This window comes from Arthrobacter sp. ES3-54, assembly GCF_029504395.1.
Lineage (GTDB): Bacteria > Actinomycetota > Actinomycetes > Actinomycetales > Micrococcaceae > Arthrobacter.
Genome location: NZ_JAQFIF010000008.1, coordinates 70,620 through 97,145, shown reverse-complemented (window position 1 = coordinate 97,145; position 26,526 = coordinate 70,620). Strand labels below are relative to the sequence as shown.

Annotated in this window: 23 protein-coding genes; 4 read left to right on the top strand and 19 right to left on the bottom strand. The window is 63.5% G+C overall.

The genetic code is table 11. From position 1 onward, the window contains the following. Positions 1–309 precede the first annotated feature (309 nt). The 5 genes from M2428_RS14995 to M2428_RS14975 form a co-directional block, all read right to left on the bottom strand. On the bottom strand, positions 310–912 hold the full coding sequence (locus tag M2428_RS14995; RefSeq protein ID WP_277526752.1) for a hypothetical protein: 603 nt from the start codon (positions 910–912) through the stop codon (positions 310–312). Then, positions 909–1,463: a hypothetical protein gene (locus tag M2428_RS14990; RefSeq protein ID WP_277526751.1), complete on the bottom strand. Its 555-nt coding sequence runs from the start codon at positions 1,461–1,463 to the stop codon at positions 909–911. The genes M2428_RS14995 and M2428_RS14990 overlap by 4 nt, the downstream gene beginning before the upstream one ends. A 330-nt stretch (positions 1,464–1,793) precedes the next feature. Continuing rightward, complete coding sequence (locus M2428_RS14985; protein ID WP_277526750.1) at positions 1,794–3,461, bottom strand: alpha-amylase family glycosyl hydrolase; 1,668 nt, start codon at positions 3,459–3,461, stop codon at positions 1,794–1,796. Continuing rightward, complete coding sequence (locus M2428_RS14980; protein WP_277526749.1) at positions 3,458–4,240, bottom strand: ABC transporter permease subunit; 783 nt, start codon at positions 4,238–4,240, stop codon at positions 3,458–3,460. Before M2428_RS14980 ends, M2428_RS14985 begins: the two co-directional genes overlap by 4 nt. Before the next feature lie 128 nt (positions 4,241–4,368). Further along, complete coding sequence (locus M2428_RS14975) at positions 4,369–5,322, bottom strand: lipid kinase (protein WP_277526748.1); 954 nt, start codon at positions 5,320–5,322, stop codon at positions 4,369–4,371. A gap of 278 nt (positions 5,323–5,600) precedes the next feature. Between M2428_RS14975 and M2428_RS14970 the strand changes: the two genes are divergently transcribed. Beyond that, positions 5,601–5,888 (top strand): hypothetical protein, encoded by a 288-nt coding sequence (locus M2428_RS14970; protein ID WP_277526747.1) that lies wholly within the window; start codon positions 5,601–5,603, stop codon positions 5,886–5,888. On the opposite strand, the gene M2428_RS14965 is transcribed toward M2428_RS14970, so the two are convergent. Then, a complete protein-coding gene (locus M2428_RS14965) occupies positions 5,885–6,181 on the bottom strand; it encodes a hypothetical protein (protein WP_277526746.1) in 297 nt (98 codons plus the stop codon). The genes M2428_RS14970 and M2428_RS14965 overlap by 4 nt on opposite strands. A 91-nt stretch (positions 6,182–6,272) precedes the next feature. Further along, entirely contained in the window at positions 6,273–6,455 is a 183-nt protein-coding gene (locus tag M2428_RS14960; RefSeq protein WP_277526745.1) for a LacI family DNA-binding transcriptional regulator, read from the bottom strand. Between the two features lie 205 nt (positions 6,456–6,660). Here M2428_RS14960 and M2428_RS14955 point away from each other — a divergent pair, with 205 nt between their 5' ends. Further along, positions 6,661–7,962 (top strand): hypothetical protein, encoded by a 1,302-nt coding sequence (locus tag M2428_RS14955; protein ID WP_277526744.1) that lies wholly within the window; start codon positions 6,661–6,663, stop codon positions 7,960–7,962. 278 nt (positions 7,963–8,240) lie between these two features. Here the strand turns inward: M2428_RS14955 and M2428_RS14950 are convergent, their stop codons facing one another. After that, entirely contained in the window at positions 8,241–8,573 is a 333-nt protein-coding gene (locus M2428_RS14950) for a DUF2510 domain-containing protein (RefSeq protein WP_277526743.1), read from the bottom strand. 317 nt (positions 8,574–8,890) lie between these two features. On the opposite strand from M2428_RS14950, the gene M2428_RS14945 reads away from it, so the two are divergent. Together M2428_RS14945 and M2428_RS14940 are read left to right on the top strand one after the other, a co-directional pair. Beyond that, the gene (locus M2428_RS14945; RefSeq protein WP_277526742.1) at positions 8,891–9,700 is read left to right on the top strand and encodes a hypothetical protein; all 810 of its coding nucleotides are present in this window, start codon (positions 8,891–8,893) and stop codon (positions 9,698–9,700) included. Positions 9,701–9,912: 212 nt separating this feature from the next. Further along, entirely contained in the window at positions 9,913–10,173 is a 261-nt protein-coding gene (locus M2428_RS14940) for a hypothetical protein (RefSeq protein ID WP_277526741.1), read from the top strand. Between the two features lie 3 nt (positions 10,174–10,176). Here M2428_RS14940 and M2428_RS14935 read toward each other — a convergent pair whose 3' ends face one another. From M2428_RS14935 to M2428_RS14885, 11 genes are all read right to left on the bottom strand, one after another. After that, positions 10,177–13,323 (bottom strand): UvrD-helicase domain-containing protein, encoded by a 3,147-nt coding sequence (locus tag M2428_RS14935; RefSeq protein WP_277526740.1) that lies wholly within the window; start codon positions 13,321–13,323, stop codon positions 10,177–10,179. Next, complete coding sequence (locus tag M2428_RS14930) at positions 13,320–13,640, bottom strand: hypothetical protein (RefSeq protein WP_277526739.1); 321 nt, start codon at positions 13,638–13,640, stop codon at positions 13,320–13,322. Before M2428_RS14930 ends, M2428_RS14935 begins: the two co-directional genes overlap by 4 nt. Before the next feature lie 24 nt (positions 13,641–13,664). Further along, positions 13,665–15,908, bottom strand: coding sequence for a PD-(D/E)XK nuclease family protein (locus M2428_RS14925; protein ID WP_277526738.1), 2,244 nt, complete (start codon positions 15,906–15,908; stop codon positions 13,665–13,667). A gap of 189 nt (positions 15,909–16,097) precedes the next feature. After that, entirely contained in the window at positions 16,098–16,655 is a 558-nt protein-coding gene (locus tag M2428_RS14920; RefSeq protein ID WP_277526737.1) for a hypothetical protein, read from the bottom strand. Further along, a complete protein-coding gene (locus tag M2428_RS14915) occupies positions 16,652–17,221 on the bottom strand; it encodes a hypothetical protein (protein WP_277526736.1) in 570 nt (189 codons plus the stop codon). The genes M2428_RS14920 and M2428_RS14915 overlap by 4 nt, the downstream gene beginning before the upstream one ends. Next, positions 17,218–17,883 (bottom strand): DUF6308 family protein, encoded by a 666-nt coding sequence (locus M2428_RS14910; protein WP_277526735.1) that lies wholly within the window; start codon positions 17,881–17,883, stop codon positions 17,218–17,220. Before M2428_RS14910 ends, M2428_RS14915 begins: the two co-directional genes overlap by 4 nt. 185 nt (positions 17,884–18,068) lie before the next feature. Beyond that, on the bottom strand, positions 18,069–19,748 hold the full coding sequence (locus tag M2428_RS14905) for an NERD domain-containing protein (protein ID WP_277526734.1): 1,680 nt from the start codon (positions 19,746–19,748) through the stop codon (positions 18,069–18,071). A 26-nt stretch (positions 19,749–19,774) separates the two neighbouring features. Further along, on the bottom strand, positions 19,775–21,280 hold the full coding sequence (locus M2428_RS14900) for a hypothetical protein (protein ID WP_277526733.1): 1,506 nt from the start codon (positions 21,278–21,280) through the stop codon (positions 19,775–19,777). Between the two features lie 161 nt (positions 21,281–21,441). Then, entirely contained in the window at positions 21,442–23,973 is a 2,532-nt protein-coding gene (locus tag M2428_RS14895; RefSeq protein ID WP_277526732.1) for a sigma-70 family RNA polymerase sigma factor, read from the bottom strand. 40 nt (positions 23,974–24,013) lie between these two features. Next, the gene (locus M2428_RS14890; protein WP_277526731.1) at positions 24,014–25,531 is read right to left on the bottom strand and encodes an ADP-ribosylglycohydrolase family protein; all 1,518 of its coding nucleotides are present in this window, start codon (positions 25,529–25,531) and stop codon (positions 24,014–24,016) included. Continuing rightward, on the bottom strand, positions 25,528–26,487 hold the full coding sequence (locus M2428_RS14885) for a DUF6569 family protein (RefSeq protein ID WP_277526730.1): 960 nt from the start codon (positions 26,485–26,487) through the stop codon (positions 25,528–25,530). Before M2428_RS14885 ends, M2428_RS14890 begins: the two co-directional genes overlap by 4 nt. Positions 26,488–26,526: the final 39 nt, after the last annotated feature.

Here is a 26,526-nt window from a genome sequence, read left to right as displayed (position 1 = left end):
CGGCGCTGCGCCGGCGACCCGACAACGGTAAGGAGGCGAGATGGACTGTTGTGTGCGGGGGACTGGACTTCCGGTGAACAATTCGTCGCCGCGCCCGCATCGTTGGTCAGCCGTCGAACAACCCTTGCACGTCCTCTGCCGACAGTGAACCGGGACGGGTGTTTGAGCTTCTCATGGCCGCGACCTCGATCTGGCGTACGCGGTCGCGTTGGGTCGTGGTTGTCACGAGGGCGGCCAGTTCTTGATACCAGGAGCGGAGTCGGACACAGAGCGGTGCCATTTGTTGGGTTCAGTTAGCAGCGATCCGAATCAGTCGGTGTCGAGGGTAGCATTCAGCAGTCGGTCGAAGCTGGTCGTTCCGTAATCGGGCGGCGTTACGGTAATCATCAATTCGGTCGTTGTAACGAGCGGCGGGTGGATTGACGATGGATTCGGCGGTGCCGTTCGGCGTTGTGCTGGATGCTTTCGGCCTGCGCCGGCGGATTCGCCTTCCCTAACGACGACCAGCTCAAGGCCGGGCACGCCGTGGACAGGCAACGGAATGCGCTGCTCGCTCTCGATGAACCTCCTGAAACCGCGCAGTGACAGTTGGTCGTCCGGATTGCCGGTCAGCTCGAGGATGGTGTCATTGACACGTTGGTTGATGCCGATCAGGAATTTCTTCTCGCTAGAAGATTTCGCCAAGACGATGAACGTTGTCAACGCGACTGCAAAGACAACGATGAAGAGTGCCGCGGCTCCGGGGTCCCGAAGGCCGGCAATGAAGATCATCAATACCAGACAAGCGACGAACCCGACAATTCCGAGCCCCAGAAACGAATAAACGGCATCCTGACCCGGCCGACCGGTCCATTGCTGGGATGTGAACGTCACGAGCAGCCTTTGCTCGGGATTGGGAAGTGCGTTGCTCATTTTCCCTTCACTTCCAGGAGTGCCTCGGCGAGGACGATTGCCTCACGGGCTTTCTTGAGATCGTCGAGAATGCCAGCGTCGGACAGGCCCCCAACCGAGCCCTCCGGTGTGCCCGCCAATTTCGCAACAGCCCTGCTTAGATTATCCCGCTCCTGCGCAAGCATTCTGGAGGAATCCAGTTTGACCTTGCTCTTCTCAAGCTCCATAAGCGATTTTGTGAGTTCGTCGGACCGTTTTCGGAGCAGCGCTAGCCGCTGCCCGATCCGTTCGGTTCGGTTGCGAAACATCGGCTCCATCCTGAGTGCGACCTCCAGGAGTTCCCTGAGGGAATCCGTTTCCGGCCCCTGGGAGTGCTCCGCCAGTAACTTGCTGGTATTAGTACGCCGTTGCACCCACGCCTCCAGACCGGCGCGGTTCTGATCTGCCAGTAGGGTGAGGATCGCGAGGGATTTGTTCAGCGACTGTCGCCGGTTACTGAGATTCTCGGTGGCGGTGTCAAGCCGAGCGATGAACTGGGCGTAATTGTCGTTGACCTGTGTCGGTTCTCCCATGGATCCCCAAAATTTGTATCAGACGGGGTGGCCCCTGCTGCTTAAAGTCTGACGCACCCGACTGACATTGTCTGCCCTCGAGAGTTAGGCGTTCCCTTTCAAGAGGCCGACGGCGGCAGGCACCCATGCGGATCACGGTTTGCATGGCATCAGAAAGGACCCGCGAGACGTCCGTCGGACTCGGACCTGGAACGGCTTAATCGGACCGGATTGTCTCGTCAGAATCCCAAAGGGCCATGTCGCCGTGCGGCGCGAAAGGACCGTCCACGTTCCCGAGGAAACGTGGACGGCCCATTTCGTATGGCAGATCGGCTCAGCAGCGCTGCAGCCTCAGTCCCGCAGCACCCAGGCTGCGTTGTTCGGCTGAAGCCAGCCCTCCTCTGTGAGCGGCGCGGCGCTGAGCAGCAATGTGCCAGCGGGTAGCCGCACGGGCTCGGTTCCCATCGCCACGGCGACGAGGAAGTGCTCGCTGCGTTCGCAGATGAGGAGGTTTCCGGTGTCGACCCGCCAGCTGCCGCCGTCGTCCGTGGTGAAGACCTCGTTCTTCCACAACTGACGGCGCAGCTCCAGAGCAGCCTTGGTCAGGTGCAGGGCGGACTCGGGGTCCTGTTCCTGCCGCTCGACGGCGTGCGTGCCCCAGCCGGCGGGGACCGGGAGCCACGGATCCGCAGCGGGTTCACCGAGCGAGAAGCCGTGGTTCAGCGCCGCGTCCTCGGTCCACGGCAGCGGGACGCGGGCACCGTCGCGGCAGACGCCGCCGCGGGCCCACATCGGATCCACCCGGGCCTCCGCCGGGACGTCTACCTCGGGCAGCCCGAGCTCCTGTCCCTGGTAGATGTACGAGGCGCCCGGCAGTCCCAGCAAAGCCACGACGGCAGCCCGGGCCCGGCCGCTGCCGAGCTCGCCGCCGCCGAACCGGGTGACAGAGCGGACAATGTCGTGGTTTTCCAGCGCCCACGTGGGGGCGGCGCCATGAAGCTGCCGGGCGGCCTCGAGCTCGTTGCCGACTGCGGCCCACGCCTCCGCGTCCCAGCCCAGTTTCACGAATGCGAAGGCGAAAGCCTGCTGCATCTCGTCGGCCCGGGTGTAGCGGGCGGCGCGGGCCGGCTCCAGGTTGACCTCGCCTACGAGCAGCCGGTGCGGCTCATACTTCTCGGCGAGGGTGCGCCAGCGCCGGTAGACCTCGTGGACATCCTCCTGGTCCGAGACCTGCGGGTTGGACCGCAGCCCGTCCACCACCCCGCCCGTGGAGGGCGAGTCCGGCAGCCCGTCGGCCTTGAACAGCGCATGCGCGACGTCGATGCGCAGCCCGTCCACGCCCTTGTCGAACCAGAAGCGCAGCACGCCGTCGAAGTAATCGCCGACGGCGGGGTTGCGCCAGTTCCAGTCGGGCTGTCCCGCCGAGAACAAGTGCAGGTACCAGTCCGTGTCCGTCGCCGAACCGGGGGTGGCGCGGCTCCAGGCCTGGCCGCCGAAGACGCTCTGCCAGTTGTTCGGCGGAACGTCAGCAGCGCTGGTAGCCGAGCCGCCGCCGTCGTCGGACATGCCCAATGGACCAGGCACAAAGTGGAACATGTCCCGCTCCGGTGAGCCCGGCCCGGCCGCGAGAGCCGCCTGGAAGAGCGGGTGCTCCGAGGAGCAGTGGTTGGGGACGACGTCGAGCAGGACCCGCAGGCCCAGCGCGTGGGCCTTCCCCAGGAGCGACTCGAACTGTTCCATGGTGCCGAACAGCGGGTCCACGCCGCAGTAGTCGGTGACGTCGTAGCCCTGGTCCACCTGCGGGGAGGGCTGGAACGGTGTCATCCAGATGCCGCCGACGCCGAGGGTGGCGATGTACGGCAGCCGGGCGATGAGCCCGGCGAGGTCGCCCACGCCGTCGCCGTCGCCGTCGGCGAAGGAGCGCGGGTAGACCTCGTAGATGACGGCGGACTGCCACCAGTCGGGAGCGGGCGCAAGGGTGGTCTCCTCGACGGGGCCCACGTGCGAAACAGGGCTCATTTGCTCGCGCCCGCGGTGAGGCCTTCGACGATGCGCCGCTGGACGATCAGCACCATAATGACCAACGGTACGGTGACGATCACGCCGGCGGCCATCTGCTCGCCGAAGGGCGCCTGGAATTCGGTGGCGCCGGTGAATTTGGAGATCGCGACCGTGGCGGTCTGGATCTTGGGGTCGTTGATCATGGACAGCGCGATAATGAATTCGTTCCAGCTGTGGATGAAGGTCAGGATCGCGGTGGTGAAGACGCCCGGCGCGGCGAGCGGGAGCAGGACCCGGCGGAACGCCTGCCACTTGGTGCAGCCATCGATCATGGCGGCCTCCTCGAGGTCGAACGGCAGGGCCTTCATGAACGTGGTGAGGTTCCAGACTGCCAGCGGGATCGCGAAGGACAGGCTGGGGACGATCATGGCCTGGTACGTGTTGATCCAGCCGAGGTCCGTGAAGAGGCGCAGCAGCGGCACCACCACGGAGATGCCGGGGAACATCGACGTCGCGATGATGACGCTCAGGATGACCGACTTGAAGCGGAAGTTCAGCCGCGAGATGGCGTAGGCGGCGAAGAGCATCGGAGACGATCGGGGCGAGGAGTCCGTCACGGAGGTCTGCCGGGTTTTCAGGCCGCGGGCGAGGTGGTCCGTTTCGTAGCTGAGGCTCTTGACCGCAGTTTCGACGCGTTCCCTTGTTTCGTCGGAGTGGCCCACCAGGCCGTTGACCACGCGGGAGACAGTGGCGGGGGATACGCCGGCGTGCACGGCGACGTCCCTGATGGTTACCACTGGTTCTCCTTGGCCTCTGCGGTCTGGAGGCAGGTACGCAAACGGTTTACGTAAACGGTTTCGTGACTTGCCTCATCAACAGTAAGGGGAGAGGTGCCGGAGTCGTGCCTGTTTCGGAAACGACGCCTTCAGGACGGCCAGTTCGCGGTGCCCGGCCCGTCGAACAACGCGCTGGTGCTGCTCTGAGGCACCAGCACGTGGACGGCGTTGCGCTCGATGGTGAAGTCGGCCGGCGTGGTGACGGCGATCTCGCCGTCGAGGTTCACCGGCATCTGCGGCTCGGTGACCAGCCGGACATGCCGGCTGGTCAGGTGGTACACCCGGTCGTGTTTGATGAAGCTTCCGTCCTTGAGCAACCGTGCGATACTCACGTGCTCCCGGAGCGGCCCCGCCAGGATGGCGTAGATGTCAAGGATGTGATCGTCGATCCCTGCCGTGGGGGAGACCGTGTTGCCACCGCCATAGTGCCGGCCGTTGCCGACGGCCAGCTGAAGCAGGTCCTCGAGCTCCAGCGGCTCGTGGTCCCCCTCGGGGAACTCGAGGCGGGCCCGGAACGGCTTGTGCCGGGCATAAGCCCCAAGCGTGGCGATGCTGTACGCCAATGGCCCGATGTACCGCTTCAGGCGGGGGCTTAGAGCTTCGGTAACTGCCACCGAGAGGCCCACGGACGCGACGTTGAGGAAAGGCTCACTGTTGGCCCGGCCGAGGTCGATGTCCACCACCTTCCCTTCGGCGACGGCAGCGCACGCCTCGGCAAGATTGTTCGGAATCTCCAGCGTGCGGGCGAAGTCATTGGCGGTGCCCAGCGGAAGAACGCCGAGCACAACGTTGGTGCCGGCAACCCGGCCGGCGGCGTAGGACACCGTCCCGTCGCCGCCTCCAACAACGATCATGTCGTGCCCGTCCGCAAGCACCCGATCAAGCGTCCCGGCCAGGTCTGCCCCGGACAGCACGTGGTGCACGGAGGAGATGGGCACTCCTGCCTTGCGCATCGTGTCCACGGCAAGTTCGGGTGCCGCCCCTCGGCGGGATCCGGCGTTGATGACAACGGCGGCAGAGCGCGCATCCCGGGCAGTCTTCATGTGGGCCATGTTAGGTGACGGACCTGTGCGTTTCTATGGCGCCGGCGCCGTTCGGAGTAGTCCATAGATGCCTTGCGTAAAACGTGAGCCTTCCCACCTTATTCTGAGTAGCTCACGATAAGCCTGTAAAGTTAGGTGCAGGCCGCCGTAGCCCTTGAGTACCGCACCGGTGAAGACACCCGGGCCAGCGGGGCAAGCGACACAACGCGCAACCGCCCTCCTGCTTGAGCGGCACAAGAACCTGTACGTCCCTCATCCCGAAACCCCACGGAGAACCCATGACTTTGCTGACCGAACGCCCCGCAACCTCCTCATCCACCACCGAAGCCACCTTCAAGGCGGCTACCGGGACCAGTGTCGCTGACACCGCAGTGCGCGGCGGCAGCTACGTGACCCTCCCCGCCGGCAGCGTCCCCGTCGGCGTCGAGGGCAGCTATGTCACGGTCGCTGGCGCTCGAAACCTGCCCCCCGTCATCCGTGGCAGCTATGTCACAATAGACGGCACTCCCGTTGTTGCCGCCGGCGTCATCGAGGGCAGCTACGTGACGCTTCCGACGGCGGCCTAGGGTCCAGCGCCCTGCGGGGATAGCACCACCGCGGGGGCATAAAAGGAGGCCGACGGCGACACTGGGTGTCGTGATCGGCCTCCTTTTTCGTGCCAGCCGGGCATCACGGTAGGGGAGCCCGACTTGTCGCTGATGGCGACGGAGATGATGGGGACGCTCGGTGCGAGCAGCTGCCTCGTCTCCGGCGTGATCACCGCGGAGGTGAGGATGACGCCGGCGGCCCAGTAGGTGCACGGCGTCCGAAGGTAGTTGGCGATGAAGGCGGACTTGGCGCCGGTGCGGCCAAGCATCACGGCACAGCCGCGCGTTCCTGGGCTTCCTCCTCAACGCCCTGCATGACCTGGGAAGCCAGGGCGTCCGAGACCATCGAGGCGAGGAGCCCGATCATGGACGTCTGCCGGGTCTTGAGCCCCCGGGCGAGGTAGTCCGCTTCGTAGCTGAGGCTCTTGACCGCGGTCTCGACACGTTCCCGTGTCTCGTCGGAGTGGCCGACGAGCCGTTGAGCACCCGGGAGGCGGTGGCCGGGGAGACGCCGGCGTGCTTGGCGACATCGCGGATGGTGACCACTGTTCCTCCTACCTCAGGGTGTCTGCCGGTGGTCTTCGTTTTGGGAGGCGGGAGTCACTTAGTCGAGGAGTTTGATCGCGCCGCGACCTGCCAGGCCTGGATCCATGAATACAATCACCCATAGATTCAAAGCGGCACTGGCGGATTGTCACCAATCAGCCGTGTTCACACCTCCCGGAGAGGTGCAACCACAAAGGAGTAAGCGATGACCAATATCGAGAGCATCACGCTGGAGGCGGAGCTCGTCGGCGAGGACGCCACGCGTGACATTGCAAAGGCGGTCAGCGCTCGTCATTCAATCGCTCGCAAGTACGTCATGAGGCTCCGCCGGCGGCACCCGGACGCAACGCCCGCTGAGGTGATCCAGATGTTGGAGCGTCACTACGGAACCTCGATCACCACTGCTGGTGCCCTCATCAGCGCCGGCGCGATCGCGGCTGATATTGGTATCGCGATGATTCCTGGAGTCGGGGCGGCAGCAGCCGGCATGAAGAGTGCGGGACAACAGGCCGCCAAGAAGACCGGCAAGGAAGCCGTCAAACTTGCCGCAAAGAGCGCCGCGAAACAGGCCGCAAAGAACATGGCACTGGGTACTGCGAAGAACGGTGCACAGCGGGCTGCAGCTCTCCTTCCCGCAGGCGATGAGCAGCTGCAGTTCGAGATCACCGCGGTTTTCGCGCTCGCTATTGCCGATATTCACGGAATGGACCTCGACAAAGATCAGGCCCTCGCCCTTGTCTACGGACTCTCGAACGAACGCGTGAGCCAGAAGCAAATCGCAACGATGGCGACAGACCTATCGAGCGCGTCGACTGAAGGCGTTGTCGGCGTTGGCAATAGGATCGCTGCTGGCCGCACGGACTGGTCGCACTGGGCGAACACGCTCGCGGACACTCTCCCTGGAGGCGCCGCGCAGAGTTTGGTCCGGACCATGGAGACGGGTCAGCTGGACGTCGTGCGGGAAAACTTGAGTGGAAAGCAGCAGGCAACGATTGAATACGGAGTTGGCGCCTTGGCGGGAGGAGTCACGCGCTTCGTGTTCGGTCGCGACGTCATCGACGCAGCCCGGGCAGCATTCGCCGATGCCCCGGACGTGTTCCCCGAACATCTGGCCGTCACTGTAGAGGCCGGCGCCGAAGACCGCGACGTCGAACAGAACCGAGCTCTCGCAGCCATGGAGGATGCCGCAAAGGTGACGGGAACCTGGATTGCTGGTACTGCCAGCACAGTCGGTGGCGGCGTTGCAACCGGCGCCGTGGCAGTGGGCGCCGGGGTGGCCACCGCAGCCGACACGGTAACGCGCGCGTTCCGCAGCGTGGATATCGACGGGGATGGGATCCCGGATGAACCCCAGGCCCTCAGCGCGGTCAAGGGCGTCGGCGGCGCCATTGCCGGTACGGCGGGCTCCGTCGGAGGGAGCGTCGCAGGGCTGTTCAAACGGAAGAAGCGCGGCGAACAGACGGCGGGCGGGTCTGCGACCGGCAACGAGGAAGCGGCCGAAAAGTAGCACCCGCGGTTTGTCATGTGCGGAACATGGTCCCGCTGCTGGGCAAACCGGAAAACAAATGGCGCACGGCGGGTGTTCTCGGAGGCTGATCGGGCTGAGACCCTGGCCCTTTCGAGCCAAGGTGACCCCTAAAGACGCAGAGGGGGCGGGCACTGAGTGACCGCCCCCGTTATCGTACTGCTAGGGCTGGCGAATAGGCCCTGGGAATCTTCATCCCACACGTTCTTCATCACCGTGCGCAGGCGGGGTGCTGGCAGCCCTGGCGGAACGCTAGTCCGTCAGGCCTTCCAGTAGTGGTTGGGGCTCAACGAGTAGTAGACGACCCAAATGAGCCCGAAGCCGCCGGTGAAAAGCGAGATGAGAGTCCACGCGGTCGCACTGTGCGGGGTTTGCTGACGACTGTAAACGACCTCGCGGATCACATTAAGATTCGACGAGGTCATTGGTCCCATGGTGTGATGCGGCTGCTGCCACTGCTGCGGGGGAGAGACAGGCGGAGCGGTCATTACGGGAGCATTCTGGAAATGGTCAGTCCACTGCGTTCCATCAAACCAGCGTTGGCGACCAGGAGTGGTTTGATCGTCGTACCAGCCTGCTGGTGGAGTAGTCATTGAGTTGCCGGCCTTTCCCGTTTTGATGGCCCCCTTGGCCGCAGTCTGACTTTACGCCATTCCACTGCCCCATCGGTTTAGACGACACGCCGCAGTCCTTAGCCACCGTCCGGAAACGACTTCGAAAACTAGATCTCGGTCCGAGACTCTTTGGTGAGTGTGCCAGTGGAACGCACACGTTCCACGGGCAGGGCCGGGCACCGGATCCCGGTGGTGGCCTGGCAGCCCATCAAGCCTGCGGCCAGGAACCCTTCGCCGCGTAACCGAACAACAACGAATGATGCCTTAAGAACTTGACGTGCGCATACACTTCCAACATGCGCGTCTTCGATACTTCATACGACTACAAAACTGACAAGCCTAGGAAGAGCAAAGCGGGCAACGCCGGCCTCCCGCCGGACTCCCACTCGGGCACCCAAGGGCTAGGCGACCCGGACAAAAACAGTCCTAGGCTCCGGCTGGATCATGAACTGCTTTGGACTAAGAAGCTGGCCTCCGGCGTCCTCTTCGCCCCGACCGCGCCATCGGCTCGTCGGGACGGCTACCTCATCTTCACTGACCCCTCCGAGGCGAGGCATTGGTACGGCAGTGACGCCATCACGAGCTCATACAGCCCCCGGTCACGTACGGCGTCTCTGGCGAACGCCATCGCCTCGCTGAACGAGGACGAGCGGTCCCGCTACCTGGACCCGCCGTACACCATCGGCAGTGCGATGATCTGGCCCGTCAGGAAGAAGGACCGACCCACGATGAACCAGGCCCGGGGGTTCAGGTCGCTCATCGCCGACCGGATGGATCTGACCCTAGAGTGCATCCGGCGTCATTACGCGGGAGAACCGGAGAGCCCCCTCGCCAGTGTCATCAACGCGTACGCGGACTTCTTTGCGCTCTTCGACGGGTTCAAGGAGTTCGTGGAGTTCTTCCACTTGCAAGACCTCGTGACGCCCGACTACAAAGCTGTTCGATTCTACCTGCCCTTCGACAACTTCGAGCGTTCCGGGACACCGGCCACAAAAGACGAGTACGTGACATACCGGGAGGCCACGCTGGAGTTCATCGAAGGACGGAATCGTCGGATGGCCAAGTGGGTCACGGAGCACCACCCCGAGATTGAGGTTCGGCAGTAGCGCCTTGGCGGTTCCGCCGATAGGTCAGGGCGGGTGTGCAGGCCGCGGGTGTCCCAGCGGTGGGTGCTCCAGGCCCCGCGGGCCACGTAGCCCCCGGCGCAAGGGCCCGGGTCGTCGTCTCGCTGACGGGTTACAAAAAGTGCTAAGCCCTAAGCGTTTTTTGTAACCCTCAAGATGCCTTTTCTGTCAGAGCGGCGGCCTACAGTGCTTCCATGACTCCCGACGAAACAACCCCCGTACCGACGACGAAACGGGCCGCCATGAGGCGGTGCCCGGTGTGCGGCCAGGAGGGGTGGCGGATCGCCTACGGGATGATCATGCCCTCGACGCGCCAGGAGATGCCGAAGAAGACTGAATTCGCTGGCTGCATGATCGTACAAGAAGAGCGCATCTACCCCGCAACGGGCAAAGTCGAGTGGGGCACACCGAAATGGGCGTGCCAGAACCCGGAGTGTCGGCACCGCTGGTGGTGAATGTCAGCTGATCCGGAACATCTTCCCCAACGCGGGCATGTGGATCAGGGTCTCGACGACGGGCCGCCCGGTGATGGACTGGATCGCCTCGGCATAGCCGCGCATCTGGCCTACGCACTTGTCCTTGATATGGCCGACGGGGTCTTTGCCTGGATAGGACTTGTGATCCACCAGCACGTATCCGGCAGGTGTCTCCAGCAGTAGGTCGATCCACCCTTCCATCAGCTGGTTATCCGCGTTCCGCCAGGCGACGGACTGTTCCGTAATGACATTCGCGTCCGGGTACTGCCGTGCGAAAAACGCGAGCATCCGGTCGCCCGCTTCCACCACGACGGCCGCGTCGACGGCGGACGCAGCACCCCACCTGTCCAGGAGCCGTTGGGCCGCCACGAGCCGGACATCGCTATTCATTTCTGCAAGTGGCAGACCGAAGTAGCCGTGGATGGCAGAGCCCACATGGTCCCAGTTGGCAGCTCCGCGGGGGATCAGCTGTGTCCCGAGAACTGCGGCCTCCGTAACATCCGCAACGAAGCCGAAGCTCTCCATCGAGCTCGCAGTCTCGCGCGCAGGCTTATGTGCTACCGGTGCGGCAGTGAGATCGTCTTCGAATTCCCGGGCCGTGCCTCCAAAGTCGGTTGTTCGTCCATCCGCAGGCTCGTAACTGAAGACTTCCACGGAGAGCGTGCGCTCGCCGTCGCGGCCCTGGACCGTCATCGTTCCCTCGTGGCCGGCTCCCGCGGTCCATTCCACGATCGGTCCTGACGCGAGGGTGTTCAGCGATGCCGGGGCCGGTTTGGCGGCTGCGAGGCAGGTCACGCCGACCGAGCGGGTCAGACCCACATAGAGTACCCGCGCGGAGTCCGCCTGGCGCCGCTTGAGAACCTGCTGGGCGACGGGGGAAAGGTCTGCCGTGGCGGAGAGCGGCTTGAAGCCCTTGCCACCAAACGGCCACGCCCAAAAGCGGATCCACCGGCCGGCGAGGGGGTTCCGGACATCTATCTCGGCGACGCCCTCAACAGCCACACCCCACGGTTTTGCTGCAACATCAGTGTCGAGGCTTGCCAGTACAACTGCAGGCCATTCGAGCCCTTTGGCCTTGTGGTAGGTCAGCACATTGACGACGTCGTCGCCGAAGTTTTCGCTGCCGGCGCTGTCGGCGTCGGCGATAAATTTGAGGGAGCCGCTCAGGGTGGCGGGCTTGCTGAGAGCAGCACAGGATTCGTAGTACCGCTCCAGCAGGAAGCGGAGCGCATCCAAATTCTTGAGGCGCGTTCCGGGGGTACTCCACGATTTGATGAGCCGGCCAATGCCGAGCCGGGACGTGACCTCCTCCATGATTTCCGTGGGGGTACAGAGCTTGGCCAGCCCGCGAAGCTCGACCAGTCCGGACACGAGCGGGTCGCTGGCCCAGCGCTTGAGTTCTTCGTTGGGGTCGGCGGCGTCGAACAAAGCAGGCACCCAACGGCCGAATTCACCGTGCTCGGGGTGAAGGTGGGCCAGCTCCGCCAAAGCTACGGTGTCGTCGTCGGATGCGACAAAGGCCATCCCGGCGCGAACCAGCTGGACTTCCCGCGCGGCGAACAACGAGGAGGTGTTGGTCGTCGCCTTGAGCCCGAGGGCCGTCAGTTCAGCGGCGATGGCCTCCACTCCCGCGTTTGACCGGGCAAGGACAGCGACGTCGGACGCCTTGAACCCGCGCCGCTGGATCAGGTCCGCGACGCCTGCGGCGATGGCCCGACGCTGCTCCGGAACCGTTTTCGCCGCCAGAGTCCAAGCCTCCCGTGAACCGCCAAGGGCGTTCTTGGGATGGGCGGCATCCAGGCGGGCCTCCGGAACCGTCAGTTTGACCTCGTCCTCGCCGAGCTCCGGGAACATGGCGAGGCTGAGTTCGTTGGAGAGCTCAATCACCCTTTGTTTGGACCGCCAGGAGTCGTGCAGCTGGGTCTTCTGCTCAATGTGGGCTGCGACGGCCTTCATAAGTTCCGGGTCCGTGCCGCGGAATTGGTAGATGGCCTGCTTGGAGTCGCCAACCCAGACAACCTTGTCCACCAGCTGGGCGAACTTGGTGAACAGCTGGAGCTGCAAGGGGCTCGTGTCCTGGAACTCGTCCACCACCATGAACTTGATCCGTCCTGCGATGGATGCCTGGAACCCCGGGCTGGTCTCCAGCAGTTCCAGGACCAGGGTTTCCTGGTCGGCAAAGTCAATGAGCCCGTATTCCCGCTTGAATTCTGCAAACCTGTCCAGGCAGGCGGCAGCACAGGCAAACACGAGTTCGGTGAATTCCCTCAGCTCGGTCTGGAAGGCAGGGTTGGACACCAGGTCCACGTCGACCGCTGAAATGTAACTCTCAAGCAGGCGCTTGGCCCCCGCATTTGAGACTCCGGCCGCATCGATCCAGAAGCGCCAGGGAGCGTCCTCCGGCGTAGCGTAGGACAGGACAGGCTCTAGCAGAGCGATGGAGGCGAGCAGATTCTTCGGCGGGGTCTTGCCGCTTTCGATGATCTCGGCGGCCATGCCGCGGAGGCTCATGAGGCCCTGGAGGAGCTGGTTGGACCAGGAAGCACGGTCGTCGAGGCCCGCCGGACCGAAGACCTGTTGCAGTCCCTGCCACGATGATGAAGCTGAGTGCGCCAGATCCGCCGGATTGATTGTGTTGCCGCGCGCGGCGTCTGTGATGTCGCGGACGATGGTGCGCCAGTCGGGGTCGCTGCCCCGGATGTCCGATTCGCCGTCGTACCCCAAGCGCCGCGCAAGCGGCTGGATTCGCGGCGTGAAATCTGCGAACACATCGTCTGTGGCCAGTTGGAAAACCCGAAGCTGTTCATCCTCCGCGATGACTTGCAGCGCGGGCGAGAGCCCAGCGTCGACCGCGTATTCCTGAAGCAGGCGGCTGCAAACGCTGTTGACCGTGCCCACCATGCTGACGGACATCTGCCGGGCGGCGTCAGGGCGTTCTTGGCCGAAGAGTTCGGCTTGGACCCTGTCGATGAGTTCTGCGGCGGCCTTCTTGGTGAAGGTGGTGGCCAGGATCTGGCTGGGCTTCGTGCCGTTGTTGATTTCCCGGGCGATTTCGCCCATCAGGCTGTATGTCTTACCCGTCCCGGCGCTGGCTGTGATCATGGTGACGTTGTTCAGTACGTGGCTCATGACAGGTCCCCCTTGAGGCCGCAGAGTGCGGAGAAGTCGCAGAAGTTGCAGGGAGGCTTCTGATAGAGCCGGCCGTCCTCCGTCGCCGTTTCCCGCTGCTCATCGGACGATCCCAGCTCCTGCCGTCCAGCCGCCAGGACGCGACCGCCGACCACTTCCGAGATGGAGAATTCAGCAGCCCGGACGGAGCGCTGCCAGGTGCTCCGGCTGGACGCGGGGCTGGCCAAGGCCGCCCCGAAGAGTTTGCTGGTTGAGGCAAACTCGCCTTGTTTGAGCATGTAGTAGGACATCGGAGCGTCCTCGGAAACAGTGGACATGGGGTCCGGCCCTTCGTCCAGGGCCTAGTGGTACAGGGCGAGCTGCATCGCGTCGCCCTTGGTGATCTCTTCCCTCCGGTACTTCGAGCGGTTGGTCCACTTAAGGTCGATCACGACGGGTTCAGCGTGTTGGTCCGCAGCAAGGACATCGATGAAGCCGGAGACGTGAATTTCGATCGGGGCTCCATTGACGTTGAAGGAGGCAGGCTTGTTGAACTCGTGCTCGGTGGCGCGGATGTAGACCCCTTGGGTCTGCAAGGTCTGGAACAGCTTGATGACCGAGTTCTCGATGACGGGCCGGAGGCCTGCGAGTTTGCTTCCTTTACCCGGCAAGAGCAGCTCCGAGGCGTAGTGCGGCACGAGTTGGTCTAGTTTGGCCTGAACTTCCTTCGGCTCCGGCACGGCGCGGTTCGCGGCGTAGAGCTCGCCAAAGAGTTCCTCGACCACCTTGTGGACCAAGGTGCCGATCACGGTGTTCCCCGAGGGGACCGATTGCGCGTCGCCCACCTTAAGCCGGCCCTTCTTCTCCAAGACCCACTTCATGGAGCAGCCGATCAACGTGCTGAGCTGCGAGTAGGAGAGCTTGTCGGGGATGAAGGCCGGACGGGGACCCAATTCGTGGGATGCCGGGAGCAGCTGAGTTTGGGAGGGCCGCACCGGTGTCAAAGTAGCGGTTCGGCCCGCGAGGCGCCAGACGCCGTCGCGCACCAGTTCGGCGGGACCAACGGTGAGCGCCGTGATGGCGTGTTCCACTGCCTTCTTGTTTTCGACCGGATTGCCGGGCAGGGGAGTCGGAAGCGTGCTGAAGGCGAGGGAGGACAGCACGGGATGGGCTTTCGTCGGCTCCCCGCTGATTTCGGCGGCGCGCACCAGCAACAGCCGCCGGCAGTGCCTCGCGGCGTTCACTGCTACGGAGAGTTCCAGCTCGGCAAGGGCCGCAGGATCCGGCAGCTCGACGCCGATAGTCTGCAGCGCCTGCCGTTCAGCGTCGTCCCAATGGCGGGGTCGGGTCTGGCCGTCATCCTGGCACCCCCACCAGACCAGCGTGTCGACGTTGTCGCATAGTTCCCCGAGGCTGCGCAGAGTCACCCACGGCGCGGCCTCGCCTCTAGTCAGGGGACTGGCACTCGCGGGAATGACGGACTCGAGGATCCGCGCGATGGTTTTCCGGGTCACCGGTTCCGGCCCATCGATCAGGGCCGTGAATTCATTGAGGTGGCTGAGCACGGATTCCAGCTGCGGATAGAGCCGCACGCGGCGGCTGAGCTGGACGCGTAGCCACTGCGCGCGCTCCACGACAACGCTGCCGCTGACAGTGCCGTCGTCGCTCAGCAGCCCCGTGCTGAGCAGCTGGTTCAGCTCTGCAGCGACGACCGGGCCGAGTATTGCGTCGTTGCTGATCTTTTGCAGGGCGCCCAGCCATTCATCGCCGCCGGTTCCCGGCTGGGCGGCGAGGGCATGCAGCAGGTGCCGTGCGGCTGCGCGCCGGACGGGGCTCACCGGGAGGTTCAGGAACTCGCCCAGCAGCTGGACGTCCACCGGCCCCCAGATCACGTTGAAGAAGAGCGGAATGATCTGGTCGATTGCCCGCCAGCGTGAACGGTTGCTGACACCGATCCGCGGCAGACCGCGGAGCTGCAATTCCTGGTCCAGCAGCGCGGTGCCCGAGGAGGCGACGACGGCGGAGCGCTCCGTGGCGGAGTTGTCTGCGGAGGCGGATCCGAGCCATCGGGCGGTGTGTTCCGCCGCTTCCCATTCGGTCTTGGCGACGAGGACTGTTACCTCGCCCACCGGCTCTGTCGGCAGGGAAGGCTCCACTACCATCACGCCTCGGCGTTCCAGGGCGCCGATGAGACGGTTCCAGATGGCGGGGAACGAGCTGCGGGGGTGCTGGAGTTTGAGTTGCGAGATTCCGAGCGTCCAGTGGGCAGCGGTCGCGCTCTCGAGCTCATGGATGAGTTCCATCGGGTAATCGGCGAATGCCCTGTCGAGGGGGAGCTGGCTCTGCTCCAAGGAAGCGAGGGCTTTTAGCTTTGCGGTGGACCCGTCTGGAGCGAGACCCGTCCATCCGTTGACCACAAGTTCATCGCGCATGTTCAGTAGGTCGATGGCGGTGGACCAAGGATCGACGGAGAAAGAACCGTGGAACCAAGACTGCGGGGTGTCCTGCTCTGCGAGCCGGGCCATATACTGCCGGATCCGCGTGGAGTGGCGGGCGTCGGGCCCGGTCAGCCCCAGCCGGGTCTGAAGGAGCTGGGCCAACCCCAAGGGCCGAGCCTGACCGCGCCCAGCGCGGAATCACGGTAGGTCCACGGAGCTCGGTCGAGGTACAAGCCAAACAAAACGTTCACGTTATCCCCTGGGACGTGCTGGAGCGACAGTTCCTAGATCATATGGGCAGGGTCGGACAATGAACGGTGCGACTCGTTTGGTGCCACCGTGGACCGGGGCGCCCGGTCAGTCTGCGTCGAGGGTGGCCTGAAGAAGCCGGTCGAAGCTGGCGGTTCCGTAGTCGGGCGGCGTAGCAAAGACCGTGACGCAACTCGTGCGGACCGTTTCGTCCACCCGCGCTATCGCTGCTATGCGTTCCACAGCTGGCCTGTCGCTGACGACACTCAGCTCGAGTCCCGGCACCCCGTTTACCGGCAGAGGAATGCGCCCACCGGCGGAGCACAACGATTCAAAGGTCTTTCTGGACAACCCCGCGGTGGCGTCCCCGGTGAGGCCGACGATGGTTTCGTTGGCATCTGCAATGAGCTCGTCCGCAAATTTCTGTCGGATCTTGTCTTCCGACAGAATCCAAAGGAGTAAGGCGACCACGCCGAGCGTTATGGCCACCGCGCCGAATGCTCCAAGCCTGGTGAGGATTGCGAGAACGGCGAGGCCCACCAAGAACCGCTTAGCAGTGAATTTGGCCAGAAGGCTCCTCGCCTTGAAACCACGTTTGCCGTCCCATTGCGCAGAAGTGAAAGTTCTGATCACGCGCTTCTCCGTAGGCCATTCGGGCACGGTCATCTCCGTTTCACTTCCATGAGAGCCTCGGCAAGGACGATTGCCCTTCTAGCCTCGTTAAGGTCGGCGCGCAGGCCCGGATCTGCCGAACCGGTGGTTGCCCCCTGGGGCGTACCCACAAGGTCAGCAAGGGCATTGTTCAGATTTTCACGTTCGCGGGACAGTGTTCTGGATGACGTCAGCTTGAGCCTGCTGCGGTCCAGCTCGAGAAGGGATTTGCTGATTTCTTCCCGGCGGGCCTGAATGGAAGCTTGCTTTTCTCCGATGCGCTGAGTGCGGTTCAGGAACATACTTTCCATCTGCTGAGATACCTCGTGGAGTTCACTCAGCGCTAGATTTTTGTCAGCTGACTTAACTTCCTTGGCCACCAGCCTGCCGACTTTGGTGCTCCGTTCCTCCCACAGCTTGAGTCCAAGGTTGTTTTGCCTGAACAGCACGTCCAGAATCTCGAGCGTTCGCGTCAGCGGTTCGCGGCGAGCGGTCAGATTCCTCGACGCGGCATCCAGTTGCTCGATGAACTGTGCGTAGTTGTCCTTGGGCGCCTCGTGCCCCAGTCTGCTGCCGGTCATGAGGCTAGTTTCTGCTTGCCGTGCATCCAGAGCACGATATCCATGACACGGAGATCGGAGATCGGATCTGATATTCCTGAGACTGTGCGAATTTCCTGGAGCCGCTGGGGGAGGCCCGTGCCGTCGGTCAACGCCGTGTGCCACCTCTTCCACTGGCCTAGCGAGCCGGTCTCAAGTTCCATCAGCGGCCCTACGATCGAATCGTAGATGGGGATGAGCTTGGGACGCTTCCGGGCAAGTAGTTTGCTTGTGCGGGTCTCGCCCATGCCCCAGCGGCCGGTGTCGCGTCCCCGGAGGACGTGCCACAGCTGAAGCGCGGCGCTGTCTTCGCCCAGTAGTTTGTCAAAGTCGTTCGCTTGCATGTCAGCCATGTCGAGGTTGGCAGGAATTTGCGCCAAGAGGTCGGAAATCAGCGCTCTATGAGTTTTCAGAATTCCAAAGGCCGCTTCGCCGGGGACATCCAAGGCAAGGAATGAGACAGCTATGAGGTCGTCGGCCGTGACGCAGTTCACGACGCCCGGTCCATCTCCTCCACCGGCCCAGCTATTAAAGACGCTGCCTGTGTACGCAGGCAGATCTGCACTTGTTCGACGGTAGTAGGCGACGAGCAGATTGGCTGCTTCATCGATGTTGCCATCATCCAGAATGTCCGGAACTGTCATCTTTCCCCCCAAATTGTGGTGCTCGCCAATTAGCTGGTGCTGCCGGTGGAACTCGTCATTGAGTCCTGAGACCCTCGGAAGTCTATCCCCAGGTAGGCGGAATTCTTCTGACTGCTATAAAAAGCATGCACTGCCCCACCGACAATGAAGAGGGGCCGCCTGGAGTGCGGCCCCCGCGCTCGTTCTTAGCGGTCGATGGGCGTCGCCGGCGCCCAAACCTGGGCGCGCAACAGAGCCGTTTGGAGATCCCGGCCGCCGGCCTCCTCCAGCAAATCAGAGTCGCCGACAACCACGAGGAGACTGCGCGCCCGGGACAGGCCAACGTAGAGCTGTTCAGCAGCTCGGCTCAGGTCTTTGAAGCCGTTGACACACAGGACTATCACTGACCGTTCCAGGCCTTTGAAGCCCAGAACGTGACCGTAGAACTCGGTTTCGTTTGCGTGGAACTCGCGCCAGTAGTCAGCCGTGGTGCCGTTCTCGAAGAATTCCTTATGGATTGGGTGGCGTTCCTTCGTCGTCAGCATGGCGATCTGGTTGTTCACCCACCCCTCCTCGATCAGCGCATCAATGCAGTCACCAGCGACATTGAGGGCGTCCTCGGTGGCGCACTGAACCCGCCGGACGGGCAGTCCCGTGCTGCCGCGGGGAGTGAAGTGATCGCCCGCAAAGGATCTGAATGTTTCGGCGATCTTCCTCGTGTTTCGCAGGTTCTCGTCGATGTGGATGGTCACTAGGTCTTCCAGCGGGCTTTCGCCATCCGTCGAGGGATTGCTCCAACGCCGGTAGACGTCCTGGTGATCGTCCAGGAAGGCGTAGATCTCGGCGTCATCCGTGGTGGTGGCAAGCAACGCTTCCCACCACAGCGGGGCGAAGTCCTGAGCCTCATCAACGATTATGGCATCCAGCCGCTGCTCGGGCTGGAGACTGACCGCGAGATCCTTGAGTAGCTGTGGCAATTCCTCTTCGAAATAGGCGGGTCCCGTGCCGTCCGGCACTCCGAGGCGCCGGGCATATTCATGGAACTCTCCGGTGAACGCCGGCTGGGCGTGACGCCAGGTCGAGACCCGGTCCTGGAGGTACTGGCTGAGGCCCTTGTTATAGCTGAACAGTCCGACGCGTTTGCCCTGTTTGCAGAGCAGCCGGGCTTTCTCCACGGCCAGCCAAGTCTTTCCGCTTCCCGCACCGCCGGTGAAACGGATTCTTGGCAAAGACCGTGTGGCCTTCAACAGCACCGACTGCCGCTCGGTGAGATGATCCTGGACGTCCTCCGACTCTTTGGGGTCCAGCGGCTTGGTGGCATCGTGTCCCAGTGTTCCGTTGAGCACGCGCACGATGCGTTCCATGAACGGCGGCGCCAGCGAGGAAACTCCGCCGCCTTCCCGCTCGATGGCGGTCCGGACCAGTTCGGCCGCCGACGCTGTGTCTTCCTTGTCGAGAACCAGCGATCGCGGGCAGCCCGCCATCTCCCAATCACGGGGCACATCGGTGTAGGGGACGCTGACCATGTAGGCGAAGCGGCTCGTCAGCGGCGTCCCTAGCTGGCGGCCGATCCAGTGCCTGAAGGCGTGGAGCGAGCCCTGCGACTGCGCAACGGGACTTTGTATCTTGTGCACTCCGGACCTGTCGGACTGCAGCCACTGCCCGTTTTCCACCGAGACACGCCCGCCCTTCACCTCAATGGCAGCCATGCCGACGCCGGGCCACAAGACGAGGATGTCAATCTCGTGTTCTGCCCGTCCGTCCCGCAACTGGACTGAGTGGGCAAGGACGACGTCGTCCGGGAGGCTGTTTTTCAGCGCGTCCCAAACCGCCTTCTCGGCCACCAGGCCATCGCCGAATTCGGGTTCTTCCGGAATGCATTTCATCGGTGCTCCATCAACTCGGACTTTGGCTAGGCAGCGTTACTAAGTGTCTGCACAATACCGTTCAGCGCGTCATCAAGTGTGACGCCACCGTCCGGACCGGGCGCGGTCGGAAATTCGCCGGTATGCCATTGAAGCTTGCTTGCGTCGTGGCAACCCCGGCCATATCTCAAGCCTTCGAGTATCTGGTGCCCCGCTTCGATGTGCGGAATACCGTCCTTGTACCAGTTCGGAAAATCGTTATCGGGAGCGGACCAGCCATTCTCGGATAGGTAGCCAGTATCTATGGACCATTGGTCCGCGGGTAAATACTTCTCGGACACAATTTCGAACCAGACCCCATCAGCGCTGGGAACTGACTGGGCGTACGGCGTCAGTCCTTCGGTGTCGTCAACGTACTGAATGCTGAGGAATGAGTTCCACGGCATGTTGGCCAGAACCTCGCTGATCAGTTCGCCTGCTTTCGCCCAAGCTTCTCGGACGTCGTTCTCGGCTCTAATGTGGTTGACAATGCCGTCGTACTCATCCTCGATTTCCGGAGGCATGACGGCGCCGATCACCGATTCCCAGGCGCCGAAATGCCTTCGGATGGCGACGACGGACGGGCGATCGCGACCGGCCGCCGTTTCGGCAATCATCCAACTGTCGTAGCTGGCTACGTCCTTCGGGGATCCGAATTGGGTGTAAGCCCTCATGAATCCTCTAGCCGCTTCGATGAAATCAATCGCGCTGAAGCGGTCTGCGGCTGAAGGTGGCTGCAGCCCCGCCGAGCTCAGTGCAGCGTCCCAGAACCCCTTGCCCAGTCCGCGGCGGAGGTCTCTTGCCGGCACCGGCCAGCTGACTCCGGGATCGGTCGTGACGTCTCCAAGTTCCTCCGAGATTGCCCTCGCTATCTCGTCATAGTCCGAGTACGAAATTCCCGCGACATCGCCGGCGCGGATGGCCTGGGCTGTTGTTTCAATTACCGCCAAGATTTCGGCTGTCTGCCGGTAGATATGATCCGCATCCAGCAATTCCCGGATTTCGATGACTGACGAGAGAGGCATCATCCCCAGAGCCAGTTCATAATCTGGTTTCACACCGCGGTGGCGGCCGGTGATATACAGCAAACTGAGCGTATCGGTGGGCGGAGCAGGCCACACGCCTGCTACCTGATGGTGGATGTCCTTGAGGATCTCCATGCTGCGCAGTAGCTCCACAGCGATATCAACGTCGAGCGGTGCGCCCAGAGCAGCCAGAACCTTCGGGACGTCCAGGACATCAATACCTGCTCCCTGAAGCTGCTGGAAACGGTCCATCTCCTTCAAGAGGACTTCGGCCGCTGCAGTACTACGACTCCGGAGGGCTTTGGACCGCCGCTCCTCACCCCGGTCTGCGATTCGACTGCCGAGGACATGGAGAGCCTCCCAGCTGCTCATGTTCGCTGCAGCGGCAATGCATCGCAAAGGATCCCCGGCAAGGAATGAGCTGACAACCACCCCAACTGCATTCTGTCGGTCTTCAGCAGGCGAAGGGTCGAAGCGCGGTGTATTCATGATGTGATCCCCATGGGTGGTTGTGGCATTCGATTGGTGGCGGCAATTGTTGGACCGGCCACCCAGAACTCAACTTGCATTTCGCAGCGTCTGGACCTCGTCGGCCAGAGCGTCCTCCATCCTCCCGCGGCTGCAGGGGCGTGCCAGCGGGAAGACATCGCTTAGAGGCTCTCCGTGGTGTCGGCTCCAGGCTCCACGGTTACCTCCTGCAGCGACTCGTTGCCGTCAAACATGTACTGCCGCAACACCAAGGATCGAGATGGATGGCGGAGTTTCTTCATGGTTTTGGCTTCAATTTGGCGGATTCGCTCCCGGGTGACGCCATACACCTGACCGATTGCGTCCAAGGTCTTTTCCTGGCCATCGGTCATGCCGAAGCGCATGGCGATGATGCCGGCCTCCCGTTCCTCCAGTGCGTCCAGAACAGCATGCACCTGCTCTTTCATAAGTTGTTGAAAGAGCGAATCCGTCACTTCCAGATCAAACGGATCAGCCAGCCGTTCGGCGAGAGCTTCGGTACCTCCTCGGCCATCTGGCACTTGCATGTCCAGCGAGTGGATCGCCTTGTCCAAATTCAGGAGGTATTCGACCTTCTCGATTGAATTGTCCGTGAGCCGGGCAAGATCTTCATTGCTACATGACGATCCATTCATTGCAGCAGTCCGTTGCGCCGACTGAAGCTTCTGAATCTGCTCGACCATGTGAACCGGCAACCGGATAAGACGGGCTCGGTCGGCCAGAGCACGCGTGATGGCTTGGCGAATCCACCACGTCGCGTATGTGGAGAATTTGAAGCCCATGGTGAAATCGAACTTGCAGACGGCCCGGTGTAGTCCCAGATTTCCTTCCTGAATCAGATCCAGAAAGTCCAGCCCGCGGTTGGTGTGGTTCTTGGCTATCGACACGACCAATCGCAGATTCGCATTCAGCAGAGTGTCGGACGCTCGTTTTCCCAGCAGAGCAAGGAACTCGAGTTCCCGGATTTCCCGTCGCGGGCGCGTCGAATCCTTATCGTCAAGAAGATGCTCAGCAAAAAGTCCGGCCTCGATCTCCTGGGACAGCTCCACCTCCTGCTCAGCCGTCAGCAATTCGTGGCGGCCCAGCCGCCGAAGGTAGTCCGCGACGGCGTCGTCGGTGACGCTCTCGCTGCCGGCAAGCTGTTCAGGCCACTCGTCATCGTCCAAATCGAAGCCCACAGGCTCGGAATCATCTTCGGGTTCTTCAGGTGGTGGCTCGGGCAACGCCTGAGGCTGCTCCACAGTGGCGATCGGATCCGCCTCAGCGACCGGGGGAAGCCCCGGTTTGGGCTCGGCCACCACCTGGCGAAGAAAGCCTTGCAGCCGGTCCAAGTCTGTCTTGATGTCAAAGAACTCGACTTTGCGGGCGAACGGAAGCACCCGGCCCAGAAACTCTTCGCCTTGGACATTGGGGTCCTCGACAGTGTCCTTCGAATACAGGACAACGAGACGCCCGACGCGACCGTCGGCCTTCTTGCGGATGACGCGTCCCAGGCGCTGGACCATCTGTCGCTGGCTGCGATTGGCCGCGACGATGATGCCGAGGTCAGCTTCCGGCACGTCGATGCCTTCATCGAGCAGTCTCGGCGCGGCCAGGATCTGCGAAGTACCGTTGCGGAACTCCTCCATGCCCTGCCGGCGTTCATCCTTGGCCATCCCGCTGAAGATCGCAGAAGCCTTGGAACCCATCGCCGTGTACAGCTCCTGAGCACGCCGTGCTGATTCTTGAGTTTGGGTGAACACCAGCGTGCCGCGAGACGAGTCAACGGTCTCCTTGAGGGCTGCCAGGGCGTGGTATTTGGTCCGGGCTTCCGCCAGCAACGTGAGCCTGGACGCCATCGCCCGCATGTACTTCCGTGCAATTGTCGATTCCCGAGTGATGGAGTCTGACCCAGCGAGCGAGGCGACTGCCGCGATGAACTGGTGGAATGGCCGCCGGGGGATTCCGGCGTAGGTCTCCAGGTTGCGCGCCGCTTCCAGCATGGTGTTGGAGAGATCGTCGTAGTTGACTCTCTCCGTTGGCGTGAGTTCAACACCGACGAGGGCGATGTCGAACGGCGCAATGACATTGTCTTTTAGTGCGCGGTCGTACCAAAGCTTGTAGACAACTCCGCCGAAATATGGCGACAAGACTGTCTCGTGCTCTCCGTCCGACCGCTCGTAGGTGGCGGTCAGTCCGAGTCGCCAGGCGAATCCCTCTTGAAGAGCCCCCGTGAACATGGGAGCGGCATAGCGGTGGCATTCGTCGGCGATGATCAGCCCGGCCTTGTGGCTTCGCAGCGTCTCGCGGTTGGACGCCGAATGGACTATCGCCACCAGGATGTCCACCTGATCGAGAGAATCTGTGCGGCCATCGCCGAGTGCACCCCGGCGAACCTTAGGGAGGTCGCGCTGGATGGAGGACAGCCATTGACGTTGGAGCTCGGCAGTGGGGACAAGGATCAATACTTTGATTCCCTGGCGGACGGCTTCAAATGCGGCCGCGATGCCAACCCGGGTCTTACCTGATCCGGTGACAGCCTCCACGACGCCACGCCTGGCATTTGAATGCCAGGCCTTCAGCGCTTCCTGTTGCCACGAGTACAGGAACGCATAGTCATAGGCCGTTGGGACAGAGGTAGCTGCGGCAGACTCGGAGTCCGCCCCATGCATTACCTCTTGGATCAGGTCAGCCATTTCATCCCCCATTTGGACTGTTCAAGCTCGTGAAAGCAGACTACGTGGCCGGTGTGACACTATTCACTCGGTCCGTCGGCACCGCGCCGAGCAACCTAAGAAACAGCGGGTTCGGATTCGCGCCAGGCAGCACCCGCCGCACATCCTCCAGCGCTTCAATCGGAGAAACACCAGCCACCCGTGCCCCATACAGCGCCGCCACAGTCGGGGTCCGCGACTCGGCCCGGACACAGTGCAGCAGCACCGTTTTCCCCTCCGTGCGGTAGCGTTCGACGGCGGCCGCCGCGTCCCGCAGCACAAACGCGGTATGCGCGTTGTCGCCTTCAAAGGGGGAGTCGATGATCCAGAAAGTGGCGTGGTCTTCCGGCGGAACGGACGGTACATCCGATGTCCCCAACCGGCACAGTGACACCACGGCGTCGATCCCCAACTCGGCCACCCGCCCGAGCGAGCCGACGCCGCCCAGCCAGACGCCGTCGTCGTGCGGGTGCTGGACCAAAGCATCAGTGCGGCTCCAAATGCTGTAGTCGTGGCGTTGAGCACGGGGCCAGGATGTGGTCCGACGGCCCTCGCCGCGGCCCAGTTCCATGCCGAGCATCATCAGGTCGCGGCCCCGCAGCCCGGGCCAGCCGTGCAGGCGGCGCCTCCACTCGAAGGGCACCGCGGTGTAGCCGTAGGCCGCGCCCAGCAGGCCGCCCGCAATGGCGGCAACGGTGTCCGTGTCCCGGCCGCCGCGCACGGCTTCCTCCAATGCCGCCCGCAGGTGGGCCGGACCTGAAGCCGACAATCCGGCAAAGTGGATGGCGCTCCAGGCGCCCTGGAACGCCTCGACCACCCAGCCGTTGTTGGTGAAATCCCGGGGCCGCGACCGCTCGGCCGTCTCGATCCGCTCCAGCCACACGGCCGTCCGCTCGGGGGACAGCAGCGGCAGACCGGTCCGGACGTCGAGCCTCCCGGTCAGGACCGCCCCGCGGATGGCAACGCACCAGAGGCCGCAGGCTTCCTGCGCGTCAGGATCGGCGTGGGTCAGGGCGCTCATCATGCCAGCGGTGGCCATCAGTTCAGACGGCTCCCGGTGCAGGTAAGCCAGCGCCAGTGGTGCGGTGCGCATCAGCGAGCCGTTGCCGGCGCTGCGGCCGGTGCGGGCGTGGAACTCCGCGGCCGCGGCGCTGAAGTCAACGGCATGGACCTTGCTCCGGTCAGCCGCGGAAGCGAGCCGTCGGGCAGCGGCGATGACCGAGCTGGTCTGTGCGCCCACATCCTTGGCCTCGGCGGCCCACGCCGTCCAGGCCCGGACAATCATGGTGAGCGCCGCTGGGGAGGAGGACCCGGCGTCGGACCCTGCCTCCAGCAACGCCTGGGCGATCGGGATGGCCATGGACGTGTCGTCGGTCCACTCGGCCGGCGCGAACCCGAAGGGGCCGCCGCCCTTCATGGTGACCTCGGCGCCGTCCGGCAGCGGCGCGCCGAACTCGTAGCCGGCGCCGAGGGCATCGCCTGCGGCTAGGGCGACGAGGACGCCGGCCGCGCGGTCATTCTGCAAGGGGGTCAGTTTCATGCCATCTCCATCAGGGGGTGTTTGGTGTTCCAGCCGGTCAGGTGGGCCAGCTGGGGGCGGCGCTTGGGGAGCTCGACGGCGATGCCGGCGGCGGAAACAGTTCCGCCGGCGCGGGCGACGTTGCGGCTCCGGAGGGCGCCGTGGTTCCGGACCTCGACCGCCGCGACGCCGTCGTCGAACGTTCCGAAGTCCATCGCCTGGACGTGGGCGGCGAAGTCGCGGGCCCGCTGGCCCGGCATGGGGCCGGACGCCAGTGCCTGGGGCGAGAGGAGTTCCAGGTCCAGCAGCGCGGAATCGATCAGCTGGCGGTAGTGGCGGCGGAAGAGGGTGTTAGTGCCGAAGACCTCCAGGAGCAGCGGCTGCTGGCCAAGACCGATAACGACGCCGCGCTGGCCTTCCAGCGCGGCCGGTGCGTCCGCGGCGTCGAAGCGGTTGTGCACGTCCTCCTTGAACCGGTCCATGTGGTCGAGCAGGGAACTCGTCACCGAGGCGCCGCGGGCGGCGTCGAAACGGCCGACGCGCTCCCAGATGCGGCCCTGCCGGTTGGTCCCGCGCAGGCCGTTCGAACCAGTGGCCAGCTCGGACCAGACGTTCAGCGGTGCGCGCCGCGCGTGCCGCCGGTGGCTGGACTTGCCGGCTTCCCAGCGGCCGGCCTCGACGCAGTAGGTGTCGATGTCGCGGGTTTCGCCGGGGCCCAGGACGACGTCGCGGGCGCAGGTCCGGTGCTGCTGTCCGCCCTCGAGCAGCTCGCCTTCCAGCAGCAGGGCGGGGTGCGGGCCGTTGTTGGTGACTGTGAGCCGGGCGACCTGGGGGCCGCTGGCGAGTTCGCTCACGGCGACGTCGGCGTGGGTACCGGTGCTGATGCCCAGGCTGCCGGAGCCGGAGGTCCAGACGGGGAAGATGCTGAGCGGGCCTAGCCTGCTGCCCGCGCCGACGTGGAGCTGTGGAACCTTCATGATGAACCTCCAGGTGATTTAATGCATTTCTGCGCTAAT

Bases quoted from the DNA above. Each gene is read 5' to 3' on its own strand.
- M2428_RS14995 (WP_277526752.1), bottom strand. From the start codon at position 912: ATGAGCAACGCACTTCCCAATCCCGAGCAAAGGCTGCTCGTGACGTTC.
- M2428_RS14990 (WP_277526751.1), bottom strand. From the start codon at position 1,463: ATGGGAGAACCGACACAGGTCAACGACAATTACGCCCAGTTCATCGCT.
- M2428_RS14985 (WP_277526750.1), bottom strand. From the start codon at position 3,461: ATGAGCCCTGTTTCGCACGTGGGCCCCGTCGAGGAGACCACCCTTGCG.
- M2428_RS14975 (WP_277526748.1), bottom strand. From the start codon at position 5,322: ATGAAGACTGCCCGGGATGCGCGCTCTGCCGCCGTTGTCATCAACGCC.
- M2428_RS14970 (WP_277526747.1), top strand. From the start codon at position 5,601: ATGACTTTGCTGACCGAACGCCCCGCAACCTCCTCATCCACCACCGAA.
- M2428_RS14955 (WP_277526744.1), top strand. From the start codon at position 6,661: ATGACCAATATCGAGAGCATCACGCTGGAGGCGGAGCTCGTCGGCGAG.
- M2428_RS14950 (WP_277526743.1), bottom strand. From the start codon at position 8,573: ATGACTACTCCACCAGCAGGCTGGTACGACGATCAAACCACTCCTGGT.
- M2428_RS14945 (WP_277526742.1), top strand. From the start codon at position 8,891: ATGCGCGTCTTCGATACTTCATACGACTACAAAACTGACAAGCCTAGG.
- M2428_RS14940 (WP_277526741.1), top strand. From the start codon at position 9,913: ATGACTCCCGACGAAACAACCCCCGTACCGACGACGAAACGGGCCGCC.
- M2428_RS14935 (WP_277526740.1), bottom strand. From the start codon at position 13,323: ATGAGCCACGTACTGAACAACGTCACCATGATCACAGCCAGCGCCGGG.
- M2428_RS14930 (WP_277526739.1), bottom strand. From the start codon at position 13,640: ATGTCCACTGTTTCCGAGGACGCTCCGATGTCCTACTACATGCTCAAA.
- M2428_RS14920 (WP_277526737.1), bottom strand. From the start codon at position 16,655: ATGACCGTGCCCGAATGGCCTACGGAGAAGCGCGTGATCAGAACTTTC.
- M2428_RS14915 (WP_277526736.1), bottom strand. From the start codon at position 17,221: ATGACCGGCAGCAGACTGGGGCACGAGGCGCCCAAGGACAACTACGCA.
- M2428_RS14910 (WP_277526735.1), bottom strand. From the start codon at position 17,883: ATGACAGTTCCGGACATTCTGGATGATGGCAACATCGATGAAGCAGCC.
- M2428_RS14905 (WP_277526734.1), bottom strand. From the start codon at position 19,748: ATGAAATGCATTCCGGAAGAACCCGAATTCGGCGATGGCCTGGTGGCC.
- M2428_RS14900 (WP_277526733.1), bottom strand. From the start codon at position 21,280: ATGAATACACCGCGCTTCGACCCTTCGCCTGCTGAAGACCGACAGAAT.
- M2428_RS14895 (WP_277526732.1), bottom strand. From the start codon at position 23,973: ATGGCTGACCTGATCCAAGAGGTAATGCATGGGGCGGACTCCGAGTCT.
- M2428_RS14890 (WP_277526731.1), bottom strand. From the start codon at position 25,531: ATGAAACTGACCCCCTTGCAGAATGACCGCGCGGCCGGCGTCCTCGTC.
- M2428_RS14885 (WP_277526730.1), bottom strand. From the start codon at position 26,487: ATGAAGGTTCCACAGCTCCACGTCGGCGCGGGCAGCAGGCTAGGCCCG.